Source organism: Spirosoma aureum, assembly GCF_011604685.1.
GTDB lineage: Bacteria > Bacteroidota > Bacteroidia > Cytophagales > Spirosomataceae > Spirosoma > Spirosoma aureum.
Window position 1 is genome coordinate 1,830,085 of record NZ_CP050063.1, and the last position, 17,261, is coordinate 1,847,345.

General features: G+C 48.0%; 11 protein-coding genes. 4 read left to right on the forward strand and 7 right to left on the reverse strand.

Going from position 1 to position 17,261, the window contains the following annotated elements; all coding sequences use genetic code 11:
* Positions 1-14: 14 nt before the first annotated feature.
* Both G8759_RS07390 and G8759_RS07395 read right to left on the reverse strand, forming a co-directional pair.
* Positions 15-2,441, reverse strand: a complete 2,427-nt coding sequence (locus tag G8759_RS07390; RefSeq protein WP_167206613.1) for a CBM96 family carbohydrate-binding protein — start codon at positions 2,439-2,441, stop codon at positions 15-17.
* A gap of 1,155 nt (positions 2,442-3,596) precedes the next feature.
* Positions 3,597-4,595, reverse strand: coding sequence for an ankyrin repeat domain-containing protein (locus G8759_RS07395; protein WP_167206615.1), 999 nt, complete (start codon positions 4,593-4,595; stop codon positions 3,597-3,599).
* Between the two features lie 352 nt (positions 4,596-4,947).
* Between G8759_RS07395 and G8759_RS07400 the strand changes: the two genes are divergently transcribed.
* A complete protein-coding gene (locus tag G8759_RS07400; RefSeq protein ID WP_167206617.1) occupies positions 4,948-5,415 on the forward strand; it encodes a DUF3592 domain-containing protein in 468 nt (155 codons plus the stop codon).
* A 50-nt stretch (positions 5,416-5,465) separates the two neighbouring features.
* On the opposite strand, the gene G8759_RS07405 is transcribed toward G8759_RS07400, so the two are convergent.
* Both G8759_RS07405 and G8759_RS07410 read right to left on the reverse strand, forming a co-directional pair.
* Complete coding sequence (locus G8759_RS07405) at positions 5,466-8,687, reverse strand: ligand-binding sensor domain-containing protein (RefSeq protein WP_232074163.1); 3,222 nt, start codon at positions 8,685-8,687, stop codon at positions 5,466-5,468.
* 112 nt (positions 8,688-8,799) lie between these two features.
* Entirely contained in the window at positions 8,800-9,726 is a 927-nt protein-coding gene (locus G8759_RS07410; RefSeq protein WP_167206619.1) for an alpha/beta fold hydrolase, read from the reverse strand.
* Between the two features lie 275 nt (positions 9,727-10,001).
* Here G8759_RS07410 and G8759_RS07415 point away from each other — a divergent pair, with 275 nt between their 5' ends.
* From G8759_RS07415 to G8759_RS07425, 3 genes are all read left to right on the forward strand, one after another.
* Positions 10,002-11,243, forward strand: a complete 1,242-nt coding sequence (locus tag G8759_RS07415; protein WP_232074164.1) for a histidine kinase — start codon at positions 10,002-10,004, stop codon at positions 11,241-11,243.
* A complete protein-coding gene (locus G8759_RS07420) occupies positions 11,240-11,980 on the forward strand; it encodes a LytR/AlgR family response regulator transcription factor (RefSeq protein ID WP_162387603.1) in 741 nt (246 codons plus the stop codon). The genes G8759_RS07415 and G8759_RS07420 overlap by 4 nt, the downstream gene beginning before the upstream one ends.
* A 114-nt stretch (positions 11,981-12,094) precedes the next feature.
* Entirely contained in the window at positions 12,095-12,841 is a 747-nt protein-coding gene (locus G8759_RS07425; protein WP_167206623.1) for a hypothetical protein, read from the forward strand.
* Positions 12,842-12,862: 21 nt separating this feature from the next.
* On the opposite strand, the gene G8759_RS07430 is transcribed toward G8759_RS07425, so the two are convergent.
* From G8759_RS07430 to G8759_RS07440, 3 genes are all read right to left on the reverse strand, one after another.
* Positions 12,863-15,628, reverse strand: coding sequence for a vWA domain-containing protein (locus G8759_RS07430; RefSeq protein WP_167206625.1), 2,766 nt, complete (start codon positions 15,626-15,628; stop codon positions 12,863-12,865).
* Positions 15,629-15,791: 163 nt separating this feature from the next.
* Complete coding sequence (locus G8759_RS07435; RefSeq protein WP_167206627.1) at positions 15,792-16,508, reverse strand: hypothetical protein; 717 nt, start codon at positions 16,506-16,508, stop codon at positions 15,792-15,794.
* 2 nt (positions 16,509-16,510) lie between these two features.
* Complete coding sequence (locus tag G8759_RS07440; RefSeq protein ID WP_232074165.1) at positions 16,511-17,080, reverse strand: hypothetical protein; 570 nt, start codon at positions 17,078-17,080, stop codon at positions 16,511-16,513.
* Positions 17,081-17,261 lie beyond the last annotated feature (181 nt).

Below are 17,261 nucleotides of genomic sequence, written 5' to 3' on the forward strand. Positions count from 1 at the left end.
TCTTGTCTTTTTGTTTATTTTCTGATTACTCGCTTGCTGGCCCGGACCCCCGTTTCGTTCAGCCAACTCACATAATACATACCCGACGGCCATACGCCTGTCGCAATGCGTACTGACTTCTGGTTCAGCACCGGCATTCGTACCATCGACTGTCCCACGTTGTTGTATACCCGAATTTCAGTGTCACTTTCGTCTGCTTCGATGGTTAGTTCGCTCTCGAAGGGATTGGGATAAGCCAGGATGGTTTTGGCAACCTCTGATTCCTCTATCCAGCTCAACGCCTTACTGACATCGACGCGTGCTCCCGTTGTACCATAATTGACAATGAGCATGGGCCGGTCATCGACATTACTTGCCTCACGGGAATGAAAGCCAGCATCACCTTTACTGTCGGCAACTGTGTTGGCCAGCCTCAGTGATACTTCCTGATTGCCGGCATTTAAGAGCCGCTGAAGAATATCCTTTACATCCCACTCCACAAAACCACTTGACACGCCCGACACGGTACTTATAAGGGAAGTGCTGGCTGGTCGATTAGACCAGATCAAGCCCGTTTCGGTCCAGAGATTGGTCGGTACAAACACCAATTGCCAGCGTGCGGAACTGACATTGGTATTGGCGTATTTAATTTTCATCCGTAGCTTGGCTGAGCTAAAATTAGCCGCAATATCGTTGAGGTTAAACTTGAGGTATGTCTCGCGCTTATATCCCGACGATGGATCGCCTTTTACAATCAAACTCTCTTCCGTGCCGTAATTGTTGTTGGCATAACTACCATCCCGGATGTAGGTATCAGCGATGGGAGCGACAGTGGTTGTAGGCGAGCTGGAACTGAGCGGAACCTCTATTTCGGTAATTGAGTTCTGGTCAGATCCTGCGTAAGTATGTCCGATTATCTTGACGTACTTGGCCTGTTTTACTGGAAACATAAAGCTTTCTAGATTGGCGGTTGTTCCATTACTTATCTTACCGGATAAAGCGGTCTCCCATGTTAATCCATCAAGAGAAGTTAGTACATCAAACTTATATTGGTGCAGGTTTCCCTCATAAAAGGCGACTTTGATGCTATTAATGGCACGTGCTTCATTCAGACACAAGACCAGATATTCGTTATCACCTTTGGCTGCCCATCGCGTATTAAGATTATTGTCGGTTACATTGGCGGGTAGATTACCGTCGTTCGATGTGGCATAGACCGGGCATTCGCCAAACATAGGAAGGTTATAATATTCCAGCTGGGCTGTATAAAGGTCAGCTGGGTAGAGACGAGCCGGGGTGATTGTTTCGAACCAGTTACCTCGCGCATCCGGCGTTTCTGATGGGCGAATTGTTCGTACGCCGACGGCAACGTTGTTTCTGGATTTGTCTGGGTCTGAACTAGTCTCATACTGATCACAATACTGCATATCCCGCTGGGCATATAGATTCCAATACGTTGTCTGTAATGAAATGCCCGTAGGTTTTGCCTTACCACCTGACTCATAAGGGCGCGATCCTACACCCATGTCCAGATTGGTAAATAGGTTATTTCGCTGATCATGGTTGTGATGGTCGATACAAAGGTCTTTTCCCTTTCCGTTGTGAAATACGTTATATTTTGAATTTTTCCCTTCTATCGACAGGTCATGCTGAAACTTTCCTTTTATCGTAAAACCCTGCAGTAAATTGTAGCCACCGTAGATGTTAACTCCATGGTGCCCCTGTTTGGTGGCTCCCCCCCTGATCGGGCCCTGGTCCAGCGTCCAGTTCTGAAGTGTAATATGATGACTGTCTGTTGCGATAAAAAGCCCCAGATCGCTCCCTGTTATGATAACATTTCGTACCCAGCCATCATAAGCATTTTTCGAAAAACCAATCGCGTTATACCCTCGTTCATGGAAATTATGGCCTGCCCATGCATTATCCGGGAAAGTGACAGTTAGATTCTCAATGCCCACATTTGAACACCCCTGTTGGAAACTAATTAGGGCCCCACTCCAGGACCACGAACTCTGATTGGTCGTCGTATTATAAAGTGGGTATAACTCCTCCAGCCCTTTGGGAAAAAGTAATTTGGTCGTTCCCTGCCCGGCTCCCCGGAGACAGATATTGCTTTTCTTGATTATCAGGCTATCGCTTAGCAAAAATGTGCCTGCCGGAATATAAACGGCACCTTCATTACCACACGCTTTAATGGCATTTCTGAAAGCAACGATATTGTCAGTCGTACCATCGCCAACGGCACCATAGTCGATTACATTTACCGATTGTACATAATCAGGAATAGGGGAAAGACCTTTCCGATAACCTGCTTCTGTGAAGTTCCGAATTCGGGCTGTATCCCGCGTTTCGCCCTTACGGCCCCAGAGTGTCGAATAGGTATCCCGCTGGGCATATACGTTGTTTTTTTCACAGAAAAGGGCAACTATAAGTACGGTGGTCAGATGAAATATTTGTTTCATAGTTATTTAGGGGGGTAGGAAAAAAAACTGCAGGTAATGTATTGTAGGCGAGGGGATTATGGCCATGATGGCCGGTAGGCTGTTCTATCGTGACACTCAACAGGATAAAGGCTAACCATAGCTCACAAATTATCGGGTCAATCAGTCGGTCGTTCTGCGAATTCAGTTTTAGTTTAAAAACAGAATTGCCTTTATCCATCAATAAAGTGGTGTTGTATATTTTGCCCGCAACTAGTTTTAGGTTAAGCCTAAAGCGATGTATAGAGTAACGCTTCGCCTGCATACTCCACGCTTTGCTTGTATCGATAAGAGCACCCATGTTTAGTATGGCCAAATGTGACACTGAGTAGTCTAAATTGGTTTATGACTAAATTTTCTTGTAAAGATAATAAAATAATAATTATTGTAACCTAATAATTTTATGTATTTATAAATACCTCATATCTATTGATTAGATAGGTGTTTGGTTCAACGGTTTGCCTGTACATAATTAGAAACCATCGTCTGCGGTTGCAGTGGCACCACACGGCGGACCGTGGCTCGAAGCGAAAGACCTGATTTTATTAATCAGAACCGTATCATTCTAGGCTTGCTTTGGGCTATCAATTGCTTCGCTCAGACCGCAGGCCATTTACCATTCAGGTCGCGAAAGATAAAGGCCTTCTCCGGCCAATTTTGGCGTGGTTCGGCTACGAGCAGCCGAACTATGTATACTAAATGGAAAATAAGGAGCGCTTCAGGCCGAAGGCTTGTAACTGAGCCCGGTTATGTGCAGGCGCATTGTCTGCTCGTAACGGGGGATGGTGTAGCCGCAATGAAGTGGGATCGACTAATGTCCATACCGAAGATGCTCATGGTAAACCCAAATATGGCTGGGCCATTTCGATAGGATTTTCGATATGTATATCAAGCGGGGTATGAAGTCGATTGCCCAGAAGGGTTTCATGACAGAAGCTTTATCATCGAAATCGCAGCTTTATAGCCACCATTAGAAACCCGGCGACAACTACAAAGACATTTTTAAACGTTGGGCCTACCCGCCGAAAGAGTACGCAAAATTTGTCACGCTGGTGCATGAATGGGTAAAACACTCGATAGCCCTATATGACTATTAATGTAGTCGTTCATAGTTAAGCAATGAGGTGATCAATCACCTCATTGCTTACTGCTCTGAGCCGCACGCAGTTTTTTCTTGAAAGCCGTGAAATCGGCTGGAGTATTACCGTTATCTGCATACAGATTCTCATAATGAACGATCACATTGTCGATTATGAAGCCTGTTGGTGTTTGATAGCGAAAATCTGCCCCACGTTCCAGCAATAGCTGACATACGTCCCACACCTGATTATTAGCGGCATAAAGTAAAGGTGAATAATGACCCATCCATCCGTAATCGGGGTGGATGCTATTTGGATTGGCGCCGTGTTCCAGCAGCACTTTCACTTTTAAGAAGCGATCAGTTTCGTAATCGATAGTCGAAAAAAGGATGGGAGCGCCATAACTGTTATGAGCGTTTGGGTCAGCACCCTTTTTTAATAATAACTCAAGAACCGCTGCCGAGCCCTGCCGACTAACCCAGATCTGAGTTGGAATACGGGCTGTATCGGCTGTTTGAGTCGTGGCTCCATTTGCCAGTAGTAACTCCATACAGCGCATGGCCTGTTCGGGATTTTCCTGTTCGGTAGCACGGAAGGTCGCGAAATCAAGCAGGGTTACATGATCCTTACCGCTTTCGTTAAGCCGTTGCCGAATGGGCGACTGGAGAAGCGTTTGCAGCCGGGGTAAGTCTTCTTTGGCAATGGCTGACGCGACGTCGAGCAGTGCCGCATCCTGGAAATAATATGAGCCATTGGCAATGGCTTCGTTTTTCTGCTTGTCTAAATACGCGAAGATCCGGTCAGAAACGAAGTTATACGATACAACCAGGAGGGGTAGCAGACCAACCGAAAATGCGGTTAGCTTCGACCAGCGGTAAGGAATGATATTTAGGCCAATAAGTACGGCCAGTAAAATACCGCCAAAGAAAATCAATCCTGTTTCCATACCGATTCCTGCCGCGTCGTTACCCCGACGGTTTATGTTAAAGAAAGAGAAAAGTAGAATGACACCGTAAAGGCATGCTAAAAGCCAATTACTGGTTGTGAGTGTTTTCATGTGTACTGCAAAAATAGACAGCCTGGGGCGAACGCTTGTTTCCTTTTATACGGACATTCGCGACTGATCAAAAGTAGACACGGCGGATGGGCTTAGGCTAGTCCGAACCAACAACGGGTTGTTTTGAATGAATAACAGGTAGACGAAGAAGTACAGTTGGCGACGTTCGTTCAATAGCAGCGAATCAGCCCGATTAATGCTGCGATTGGCTCGTCAGAAAACACATCAAAACGGCTGGATTAACCAGTTATCGGGAAAATTAACCAGTTATACATTCAGAACTGCCGATTAGTAAGTGAGACTAGGTTCGTCATCGACTGTGCTGCACTTTTGCTCATCCTCTTCAACCATTATGGCAACGACAACGATCCTTCCGCTACTTATCGCCTTTGTTGGCTTATTCTTTGGGGGTTTATCAATTTTTATTGGCTGGTATCTTTGGTACGATGGGCGCGATCTGCGTAGCAACGGACTGACCGTTACGGCTACCATTCTGAAAAAATTCAGGAAAGATGATCAGGGAGCCTGGGGGAATCTGGAAAGCTATTATGCGCAATGCCAGTTTCATGATCCATCGGGGCAGCCTAAAGAAGTTGATGTTTATATGCGGTCGAAGTTATGGTATCAGGTAAGTGAAGGAGCAACGACCCAACTAACCTATGTGCCCAATGAATTAGATGAGCCTTTGCCCGGCTCACATTTCAACTGGCAGGTACGCGGATTAGCCGGTATTGGTCTGATGGCTTTTGGTATGCTTTTGATTCTGGTGCTAACCTTTGGCGGCATTCAGGAGTGGCTAAGCTCGAATCACGCCTTCTGAGGTTAGCTAAGTTTGGGAATGTCTAATCGCCGGATCATAGCATTACAGAACTACTCCTGCCTGATCACTGGCAATTGAATAATCACCCGCGTACCCACAGGCTCATTGTTGTCATCGGTTTTGTCGATGACGACTACCCCCGATTCCTTACCGCTGCGTTGCGTGATCAGCTGTAAGCGCTCTTCGGTCACCTTAAGGCCAACGCTTTTGTGAGCTGAAACGGTTTTGCTTTTCAACTCCTGCGCTTTTTGTCGACCAACCCCATCATCGTCCACAATGCATTCCAGATGATCGCCCTGGCGATTAATGCCGACTGTAATGGTTCCCCGGCTTCGTTTGTGGGCAATGCCGTGCAGGATCGCATTTTCAATATACGGCTGAATAATCATCGGTGGAATGGATAGATTCTCCTGAGCCAGTGATGGATCGGTCGTTAAGGCAAAATCGAATTTACTGTTAAATCGCAGTTGTTCCAACTCCAGATAAAGCTGCAATTGCTCTACCTCGCTACTAATGGTCACCCACTCCTGACGTGAATTGTCCAGTATCAGCCGCATGAGTCGGGCAAACTTAACCAGATATTTGTCTGCATTGTCGCTGTCATTTTGCAGGATAAACAAACGGATGGCATTCAGTGAGTTATAGAGGAAATGTGGATTCATTTGCGACCGTAATGCCTTCATTTCTGAAGCGGCAATTCGTTCGCGAAGTTCACTTTTTTCCTGTTGCTCGCTGGCAACGCGTTTCTCCCGCCATCGGGCAATGGTTACGGTTAATCCCAGTAATGTGCCTAGTGCAAGTAACCGAAACCACCACGTTTGCCAGAAAGGAGCCTGAATTGTCAGGGGTAACCGATAGCCTTCCCGATTCCATACACCGTCGTTGTTGGATGCTATGATATGCAGGACATAATCGCCAGGAGGCACGTTCGTATAGCTGGCAAATGGTCTATTATTGGTCTGATTCCATCGTTCCTCAAAATTTTCGAGTCGGTAAGCATACTGATTTCCATCCGAGTTGTCGAAACTAAGGGCGGCCATGTCGAACGAAAATGTATGTTGATTCGGCTCAAGATTGATCGCCTGAGGAGTCGCTAAAGAACTGGTGAGTAGCTCCTGGTCATTGATTCGAAAAGACGTCAGGTATACAGGAGGAACAAACCGATTCAGTTTAATCTGGTCGGGTTGCAGGTATACTAATCCGCGCATCGCGCCAAAATAGAGCCGCCCGGTGGAGTCGCGAATCATCGATCCCGATTCAAACTCCGACGAAGGAATACCGTCTGCTTCGTCAAAAGCTGTGAATTGTAACCGACGGATATCAAGACACGCCAGCCCCCGGCTCGTGCTGATCCAAAGGCTGTCGCCGACTAAGTGAAGGGCTGCAATATCGTTTTTAGGTAATCCGTGTCGGGTGGTGTAGGTACTTAACTGCCGGGTGCGCTGGTTCAGACAAGTCAGCCCATTGTCGGTCCCCATCCATATCCGGCCATAACGATCTTCGACAAAATCGGTCACGCCCTCATCGGGAAGGCTATTGGGGTTATCGTCCTCGTGGGTATATTCGGCCAGTAGTTTCAGGTCCGGACTGATCTTGAGCACGGGCCCAAGGCCACCTACCCATAGATTGTTTTCGTTATCGAGGTAAAGGGTATTGTAGTTTTTGCCTGGTAATTGCCTGATTCGTTCGTCGTTAAACTGATTGCTGAACGTCTGGGTTTTCGGGTCATAAATCGTTAACTTCTCATTTGTACCGATAAAAACCCGGCCATCGGGGGCCTGAATGACATTGAATGTCTGGTGGCCTGCTACGAAATCCCGACGGGCTGGATTGAAAGCTGGATAAAGGGTTGGGTTTTCCGACGAGGGCAAACAACGGATGTGTTCAAATCGACTGGTCGTTGGGTTGAGCACATCGAGGCCGGTAGGTGTTCCGACCCACACGGGGCCTTTTCTGTCCGCCAGTATCGAATACGTCCAGTTGTTAGTAAGACTATGCGGGTCCTGTGGGTTATGTCGATAAAGGTGGTAAGTCCGGGTTTTAGGATTGACCCATAAAATGCCATCCCGTGTAGACACCCAGAGACAATTTTTTTGGTCCATAGACAATCGACTCGCATCGAGCCCCAACGTTGAGGCTGGCCGATAACTAATGTCATCGAAGAGCGAGTTTATTTTATTGATGGTTGGGTTAAACCAGCTAACACCGGCATCATCGGTAGCAACCCATACCACACCACTCCGGTCTTCAAACAAGGCTTTCACAGAGTTGGAGACCAGACTTCTCGGATTGGTTTCATCACTGACATAGGTTGAAAATAGATTTTTCTCGGGATCATAACGGTATAACCCTCCGGTGGCAACACCTGCCCACAATATGCCGGTCTTGGTCAGAAGAAGTGCCGTTATTTCCTGCTTGACGGGCGGCATCGGCAAATACCGGAACACGCCAGTGGTAGGATTGAGGACGGCAATGTGTCCTGTATGGGTCCCAATCAGTATTTCTTTTGTTCGGGGGTTCTGGATCATCGCCGACACGTAATTATGCGGTAATGACCCCGCAGCAGAATCGCTATGGAGAAACGTTTTGAACTGTTTCGTTTTACGGTTGTAGGCATAAAGACCAAACTGACTGCCAACCCAAAGAGTAGGCCCATCGATCAACACCCGGCGAATTGAATTGGCAGCCTGCCGTGAGGTTGAATCGGCTGGCATAGGCAGTCGTATAGCTTTAGCTGTGACAGGGTTAAAAGCAACAATGCCACCGCTGGTTGCCACCCAAAAAAGACCATCTGAACTTTCTACAGCACCCCGAACCAGATTACAGCCGCTCCCCAGCGTGGCGAAGGAGTATCGTTGGAAGGACTGTTTATCGGGCAGAAACCGGTTTAAGCCTTTTTGGGTACCAACCCAGATCGTGCCGTTTCCGGATTTGAAAACGCTGCGTACAATGCGGTGCGATAAAGAATGTGGATTACCCGTCTGACGGCTATAATAAACACAACGGATGCCATCGTAACGAACCAGGCCTGTGATCGTACCCAGCCACATGAAACCGAGACTGTCCTGAGTGATTGAGGTAGTATAATTCGTAGGTAACCCCTGGCGAAGGGTGAGCCGCTGAAATAATACCGTAGGCGACTGGCCCTGGGCGATGCCACTGCAAAGGATTAATAAGCCTAGTAACCATTGATTACGGCACTGGTAGAGGCTACCCATCTGTTTATACTTACCCGCTTTTGTCGAACTGTTGCTTAGCTGACCAATATCCATACAAGTACTCCCCTGTCGCAGCTATTATTAACTGACGAAGCGAATATAAACGCTATTTTACCGTAAATCGAGAATGGATTTTGTCGACCCTTGACGGAATAGGCTGATTCGTTTACGCAGGCTGCGGAATCGATGCATTTTCGAGCAGGTCATACATGAGATTAATTGCTTCTTTAGACGTTTCGATCCCGTGAGCCGTGGCAGGTAAGACGCTGATACCACGGAGCGATTGAATATATTGCTTAGCGATTCGAATGGTTCCGCCAGGCGGAAACAGCAGGTCTTTGGCCCCTACGATCAGAAAAATATCGGTCGTTAGCCGTTCCAGCTCTTCTTTGCGGAGCGGCTCCGGGTAATCTCCTCTGAATTTATGCTGCATGAGCGCATAGAGCAGATAATCGCTGATCAGGTTCTTATAGACCGGTGGAACGTCGTGAGTAGGCGGGCAGAAAATGGCATTATCGAGGAATCTTGCCAGATTTGACCTGGTGGGCAGAACAATTGGCAGAAGGTTATAATACAAGTTCCGGATCGAAAACGAGAAGGGACGAATCCCGGCCGGATTCATTAAGATGGCTTTCTCGACGCGGTCGGGCGATAGCAAGCACAGCTTCATGCAGATGAGCCCACCCAGAGAAGCGCCGGCAATGATCGTTTTTTCAATGTGAAGGCCATCGAGCACGTCGGTAGCCCATCGACCATAATCCGTTGTTTTTATTGCCGGGTTATGGCCATGACTTAACGAAGGCTGCCCGTTTACATCCGTAATATAAATCCGGTAATTGTTCCGGAAAGGGCGTAGCGCATTGTCCATGTCCCAGAACAAGCCACAGGTACGGGCACCCGGAAAAATGACAATTGTTTTGCTGGCAGGCAGGTGGGTGTTGCAGGCCCAAACGCGCGTATGGCCGAAAGAGGTCTGAACCGTGATTCGTTTGTATTGAAAGCCGTTTAAATACTCGACCTCTTTATTCCAGTTTTCCAGAAATGTGCTGGCTTCGGCTGGTTCGTGAAACGTTGATACACGGGACGGATTCATAGCGGTTGACCGGAGGAGCAGTCTTTTGAGTTGGTCAAACTTAATGGGAAACAATGGCAAGCAGTAGATAAAACTAACAGTTGGTGGCAATCGACCGATAGCTGGTGCTTCTGAGTCAATAACTCGTTCGGGGTGTATCCGGACCTGCCAAAGCTGGCAGTTATTCGTACAATCAGCCAGTTGTTCGCCCAAACCGACTAGTTACAGATTAGGACTACCTTATTAACTAAAAGGAATGTTCCTTTGACCTTGATCTAACCTAACATGTGTCACGTGTGGCAAGTAATGAGAAAATTCGTCAGTCGATCAATCACCGACAGTCCTTAAAGAATGAACTGGAAGCAGAACGGATCATCAATGCGTTTGCTATGTCGCTGCTGGAGCAGACCACAGTAGAAGATGTGCTTTGGGATGTAGCAAAAAACTGTATTGCCCGGTTAAATTTTGTTGATTGTGTTATTTATCAACTCGATAAAGAGCGGAATGTATTGGTGCAGCAAGCCGCGCATGGCCCTAAAAGTATGCCGATGAACGTGATTCTTCAACCCATCGAAATACCACTTGGATCGGGCATCGTGGGGGCAGTTGCTGAGAGCGGCCGGGCTGAACTGATTGGTGATACCTCGCTCGACAAGCGGTATATTGCCGATGATGCTGTTCGCTATTCAGAGATTACAGTACCGATCTGGGTAAATGGTCAGGTGTGGGGCGTGCTGGATGCTGAGCACCCGCAGAAGAATTTCTTTATGCCCCGGCATCTGAAAATTCTGTCGACAGTAGCGGCATTGTGCGCGCAGAAAATTAAGCAGGCCGATGTCGAACAGGCCTACCGACAGGCCGAACGGCAGTTGATGGAAACCAAAAAGCGGGTTGCTGAAACCAAGCTTATGGCGCTTCGGATGCAGATGAATCCGCATTTTATTTTTAACAGCCTGAATTCCATCAATAAATTTATTTTGCAAAATGATGTTGATCGTGCATCCGATCTGCTAACAAAGTTTTCCCGGCTGATCAGACAGGTGCTGGCTAACTCCAAAACCGAGTGGGTATCGTTGCGCAATGAACTGAAAGTGTTGCAAATTTATGTGGAGCTGGAACAGCTTCGGTGCGACAATAAATTCGAAGTTAAATTAAATGTCAGCGACGATCTGGATCAGGATGTGCTCCATGTGCCCTTGCTGATTACTCAACCCTATGTCGAAAATGCGATCTGGCATGGTTTGCTGCCTATGAAAGAGGGTGTGCCGCTGTTACAGATCGATTGCTGTAAGCATAATAACCAACTGGTTATCGACATTCAGGACAATGGAATTGGCCGGGAAGCGTCGGGGCGGCTTCGGACAAACAGCCTGAATGCTCATAAATCGCACGGAATTACCATTACCGAGGAACGCTTAAATCTGGTGAATGAGATGTATGGGGCCGATGCCTGTATTACCATAACTGATCAGTATAAAGCTGGAGGAGCGCCGGCTGGAACTCACGTTCGCTTCACCCAAAAACTACTCAATCAATGACCGCTATTCTTGTTGACGACGAAAAACACTGCCGTGATGTGCTGGCCCTTTTGCTGGCCAAATATTGCCCCACGGTTAATTTGCTGGCTTCCTGTGCCGATGGGCGAGAAGGCGTAGAAGCTATTGAGCAACACCACCCTGACCTGGTTTTTCTGGATATTGAAATGCCGGGTATGAGTGGCTTCGATATGCTCGAAGCCTGCCGCTTTACCGATTTTCGGGTCATTTTTACGACCGCTTACAATGAATATGCCATTCAGGCCATTCGGCATAACGCGCTGGATTACATCCTGAAACCAGTTGATAAAGACGAATTGATACAGGCTGTAGCAAAGGCCAAACAGGATAAAGAAAGCCGTTCATCGTCGAAGGTAGACCACTTTGTCGAATACCTGACCCGGCAGAAACTTGGCGATCGGATTGCCTTGCCAACGATGGAAGGGCTACAGATCCTGAAAGCTGAAGATATTTATTACTGCGAGTCTGATGGGGGCTACACGCACTTTTTCCTGACTAGTGGTAAGGCCGTCCTGATTTCCAAAACACTTAAAGAAGTGGAAGAGGTTCTGGAAAATAAAGGGTTCTGTCGGGTGCATCACGGCTTCCTGATTAATCTGCGCTATGTGCAGCGGTATATTCGGGGCGACGGTGGTGAGGTGGTCATGGAAAACAATAAAACCTTGCCCGTATCGCGAAATAAAAAACAGGAGTTTCTGAGTCTGCTGGAAAAAATATGAAGACCAGTTCAATCAACGATATGCCTGATGTTTTACCGATTAGTATTCATCCGTTGTTGCGCTTTTCTGTCTCTGGCCCTGTTATTTATGCGTTGTGGTAGATCAGATCTGTCTATGGGCGCTGTCACCGATCCGGCTTTGCTTCAGGTAAATATCGTTGTCCATCGCCGGGTTTGTTATGATGGAAACTCCAGCAGCATTAAGGCTTATCTAAAAGATCAGTCCGGAAAGACTGTAGCGAACCGCGCTATTCAGATTCGTGCCAATGGGCACCCCTTGCGGCTGAATAGTGGCTCATCAAACTATTACGGAGCCTTTCCCTACTATGAATTATTGGCAGGTTCGGATGAAAGCGTTCGGGGGGGCGAAACGTACGTGTTTACCATAATACTCACGGATGGTAAGGAGTATGAAGTAGGACGCATTCAGGCGCATCCTGATCTGACTACGCAGCAATTGGCCCTTCCGGCCGACCATTCGCGTAAGAAACCCCTGCAAGTGAACTGGCAAGGTGTTGAACCAGGTAATTACTGGCTGTCGCTCTGGAAGCGCTGGCAGGGCGAAACGACGCATAGCCAGATGACGGTTTCCAAGATCAGCGAGACAAAAAACCAGTGGGGCAGCATCATTGAAGAAGATGGAAGTGCTGATCAGGCCGATTACATTACCATTGATGTAGGCACAGGTTCTGGCTCGCACCTGATTCCGGTTTCTTATCTGAAAGGCCCCAGAGCCCGGTTCAATGCGCTGAGCCTGATGCTGACTTCAATTAAAACGATAAAAATTACGGAGTCTTTTCGGTCGGGTAGCGATATCACCAGCGAACACTCGACCTTTTACCGGGTTAATGTTCTCGACTAGTGCCCTGGCTAGGGCACTAGTCTAAGGTACTTTCTTGGCCTGCGCTTCCAGAATCAATTGGCCATTCGCGTTATCCTGTGTGATGTGCGTGTACGTGCCTTTTCCCAGACTCGCTAATTTTTTGAGATTGTTGCTCTTGACTTCTTTTCGGCCAAAGGTGAAAACTGTCAGATAGAGATCCTGACCAGCTGATTCATTGACTAATTGATACGTCTCGTCGCTGATTGGAAACTCGCCGTCGGTAGCCAGAATAATCCGGTTGTTGCCTGCCCGAATGTATTGCTTGTCGGCCACTTTGTAAGCCAGGCGAATACCGCCATTGCCGTCGGTGTCGCCGTCGGATTGAAGCCGGTCGATAACCTGGGCAATTTCATCAATATTGCTGCCCGACGTCGGCTTCAGCGCAATGCGTGCTTTACCCGAATAAACGACAATCGAAATGTGATCTTCGGGCCGTAATAAGGCCAGGAGTGATTTGACGGATTTTTTCAGAAGAGGCAACTTGTAGGGCGAATCCATTGAAGCTGATACATCCAGCAATAAGACCATATTGTTAGCCGCGAAGCCTTTCAGCGAATTGGCGTACTCCTGTCGACCCGAGCGGTCAATGTATACGGTATCTACCGTCGACTGCTTCACATAAACGGTGTCATGCAGAATGGTTGTTCCGTTGGTGGTGGGCATTGGTGTCGATGCCACGCTAACAGAAACCGGTGGATCAGAAACCGGTTTAGCCATCGATACGGGCTTGTTGTCAGATCGGTTTTCGGGCTCTGATTGGATGGTTGTAGGCTTCGTAGGAGCCGATCGGCGAAACGCGAACATATTAGGCTGATTGACTGCCTTTAACACACCGCTTTTAGCGAGCTCGCTGAACTTGTTGTATTCGTAGACTAGCTGATTGTTGAAAAAATAGTAGAACTCTTCGTACGGATGCGCGCCATAAGACGATGACTTCGTTTTAGCCCCCTGAGATTTTTCGGCGAACCGGAGCGAATTCTCCGCGATGTCTTCGTAAGGTGAGTAGGGGCACAGACCGTTATTTCGCCCCAGACGTTTCAGCCCGGCCAGATTCTGGTACTCGTCCTGAATCAGCTTCCGGGCATCGGCAGTCAGTTTGTCGGTTATCGGTAGTTGGGAAGCCTCACCTTTCATGTAGGCTTTAACCCCGAACAGAATTTCCTTATCGTCGTCCAGCGTTTTCTGCAGGGCTTTTCCGGCTACCTGCCAGGAGTCAGATGGATTGCGAAGAGGATAGGTTTCGTGAACGCGCCGGACATCCTGGTATAACTTTTCTTTTTTCTGGTCAAAGGCATCGATCAGGTAGACATAACGGTCAAGAATAGCATCGGAACGCTGCATGTGATCCTGCACGTATAGTTTCTGACTGGTATAGCCAATCAATTCAATGCTCAGGCCATCCATTTCTTTCAGCATACTCAACAGTACCTCGGCCTGCCCGTTGATTGAAGCACGATAGGGCTGAGGTATATGACTACTTTCGACCTGAAGGAGCTGAAATTCAGAGATGGGCACTTTATACTCATCGTGCGAATAGGTCAGATTGCCGCGTCGACTGGTTGGCGACGGATCGCGGTAATAGTCGGCTGTAGACTGGTAATTCCGCAGGCTCACCTGCAGGTGGTTCATCTGCCGCAGCGATTCATTAATGAATTCGACATAAGCGGTTAGTGCCCGAAAGGTTGCATAATCAGCGGGTTTGTCGGCCGGTTTGATCGTGAACGGGGCAGGTGGAATATCGCGAAAAGGTGTTGTACGGGTTACGGCTTCTGCTTGCTGCTGGGGCGCTTCGAACGCAAAGACCGGGCTGAATTTGGGATAAGCCAGTAAGTGTTTGGCTGTTTTACTGTAGTCGACAAAGGATTGCTGCCAGCTTCGCAGATCATTGTTGTAATGATTGATGAGCGAAAGGTAGACCTCGTTGCCATGCCGGGTAGTTTGTCGGGCGGCAAATGTATTGTCATCGACGGCCCGTTTCTTTACATCCTGAATGGTTTGTAAGGCCTCTTTAAACGAAGCGAGCATACTGGAAGCCGGGTAACCAATTACTGACTCCGCCTTCCCAAACGTTGACAGGCTTTTAACATCAGCCAGCATACTCTTCTGAACGCGTTCAACAGGCCAGTTCGACTGGCCATTCTCATCCATGTAATACGATAAGGAGTCGAGCAGTTGAAGCTGGCTCTGTAGAACCAGCTCCATTTCTTTCTCCGTAAACAGGTAAGCGTCTGTTGGAAGATAGGGTTGATAACGTCGGTAAATCCGCTGAATCTGCTTGTAAAAAACGGTTTTGTCGTTGCTGAACTGGCCGAATAGTTTTTGCAGGTCGTTTAGTAAGACGTCGGACTGTTTGAGATTATCGCGTTGGTAATCGTTCAGCCTGACGTAGGTTTCCAGTGCTTTACTGGTCTGATCGAGCTTGGTCAGGACTTGCCAGAGGGCTTGTGTACTTTCATTCAGGCGTTGTTTCTCCGCGGGTGTTAAACCGTCGGTGGCCAGGGCTTTTTGATAATAATACTCTTCCAGTGGACCCGAAGAGGGTAACCTCAATGACTGCCGCGGATTGTTGCGGTACTGCTTCATATCCGCATAGTAGGTCTGAATCAGCTGAAAGCGGTTCATGACCTCATCGACCGACTGGTTCAGGAAGGCAACGTATTCATTCAGTGACTGCTGTGGCGTATTCTGCACAGAATGCCCGGCTGTAAATGCTGCCGAGAGGATCAGTAAGCAGGAGAAAAAAGAAAAAATCAGAAAAGAGTGCATGGCCGCGGGTATAGAGCGTAATGGTCTATAAGTTAAGGTGATACCAAGTTAAGTTTCGGGAGCTGGTATCCGGCAATTGTTTCTAATAAACGGTACAGGATGAGTTCTGTCGTCAGTTTCTAAACAGGGCTTAACTCATTCTGTACCGTTGCGAGGTTCTCAACTAGTAATACTCTTCATTGGACGGAATGAGCCGAAATCGGTAGCGAAGCGTAAGCCCCTGCTGAACGTTTGCTGGCACAACATGGTCCTGATATTGAATGGGAGGTATCCAGTTCGACCACTCCGTCGATTGAGTTGGGTATTTAGGTAGCCCCAGGGTGAACAGGACAGGTTCGCCCCGTAAAAACACCCGGACATTCCAGGTCTTTACCTGAAACGGTGCTGTTGCCCACGGAAGAATCACAAATGAACCCTCGTCCCGAGCCGATTCGGGTTTCGGAAAGTTGCCGCTGCTCTGGCCACCGGAGTAATCCATAGAAATAACAGAACTAACTGGTTCTCCGCCTAGTAACGATTTAGCAGCCCGTGCCTCAACTTCCAGCGCTGCCCAATGCCTGTCATATTGTAGCCTTACTGGCTCCTGTGATGCCTGCATTAACCAGACCACAACCAGGGCCAGAAGGGCTATACCGTCGGCAATCTGGATATAACGCAGGTAAGTGGGTAGCAGAAAACGCTGGGTCAGATACCAGGTCAGGAAGAATCCAATGGCGGCCAGCCCAAGGCCCGCCAGAATGCCAAAATAACCATAGGCAATTGACGAATCACTGCCTCCTCCCGAATCTTTCGTTAGCCACCAGACCAGTGTAGCCCCCAGCAGACCGAAAAGAATGGCAACGCTCAGGCTGGCAATCAGTACAGTAAGTAAACGTTCCATGCTTATTCAGCGCTCAGGTTTAGAATTTCGTTGATTAACCAGCGATTATTGATTTTAACCAGTCGGAACTCGTAGTTATAGAGGAGCAAAAGTTTAACCGTGGCCCGGTCCTGCCGAACCTTAACGTTTTCGATTTTTAGTGTTTTTAGGGAAGCTAACTGTTGATCGACATCCTGGCTGAGCAAAACCAGATCGTATTCAAAACCAAGCGGAGGCCCTTCGTTTTGCGGACTGGCCCGGAAACCCGCCTGCCGTTCGTGAAAATAGGTTTTCCATTCAGCGAGGTACGCATCTGTCAGCAGGTGGCTGCTACGGAGATAGGCCAGGTAACGCTCGCCATTTTTGACATTTACGGAGTAAGGTTTACCTGCCAGTTGATTGACCAGAATAATGCGGCTGGCTGAGTCGATGTGGGTTTTGTACCAATGCAGGAAATCCTGTACGGCGCGGGTTGCTTGGTCTGTTTCTGGACTTACAGCAGGTTTGTCCCGGCCACTTCCGCCAATGGCTTTATAAGATCCTGCTGTTGTGAACAGCAGGATAAAAAGGGTTATGATTAGTCTGGTTTTCATTAGCTCGGTACTGATAATGTGTTTACTGCTTGTGTTTTGCCGTCTCAGTGATGAACCCGGCGAAACAAAAGTAGATGACACCCGAGCGGAGTGCTATAACCAGTTAACAACCGGTAGTATTCAAGAAATAGTGGGCGACTTTGGCATGATAAGGAGTTCGACTGGGCGGGTAGTGACACGA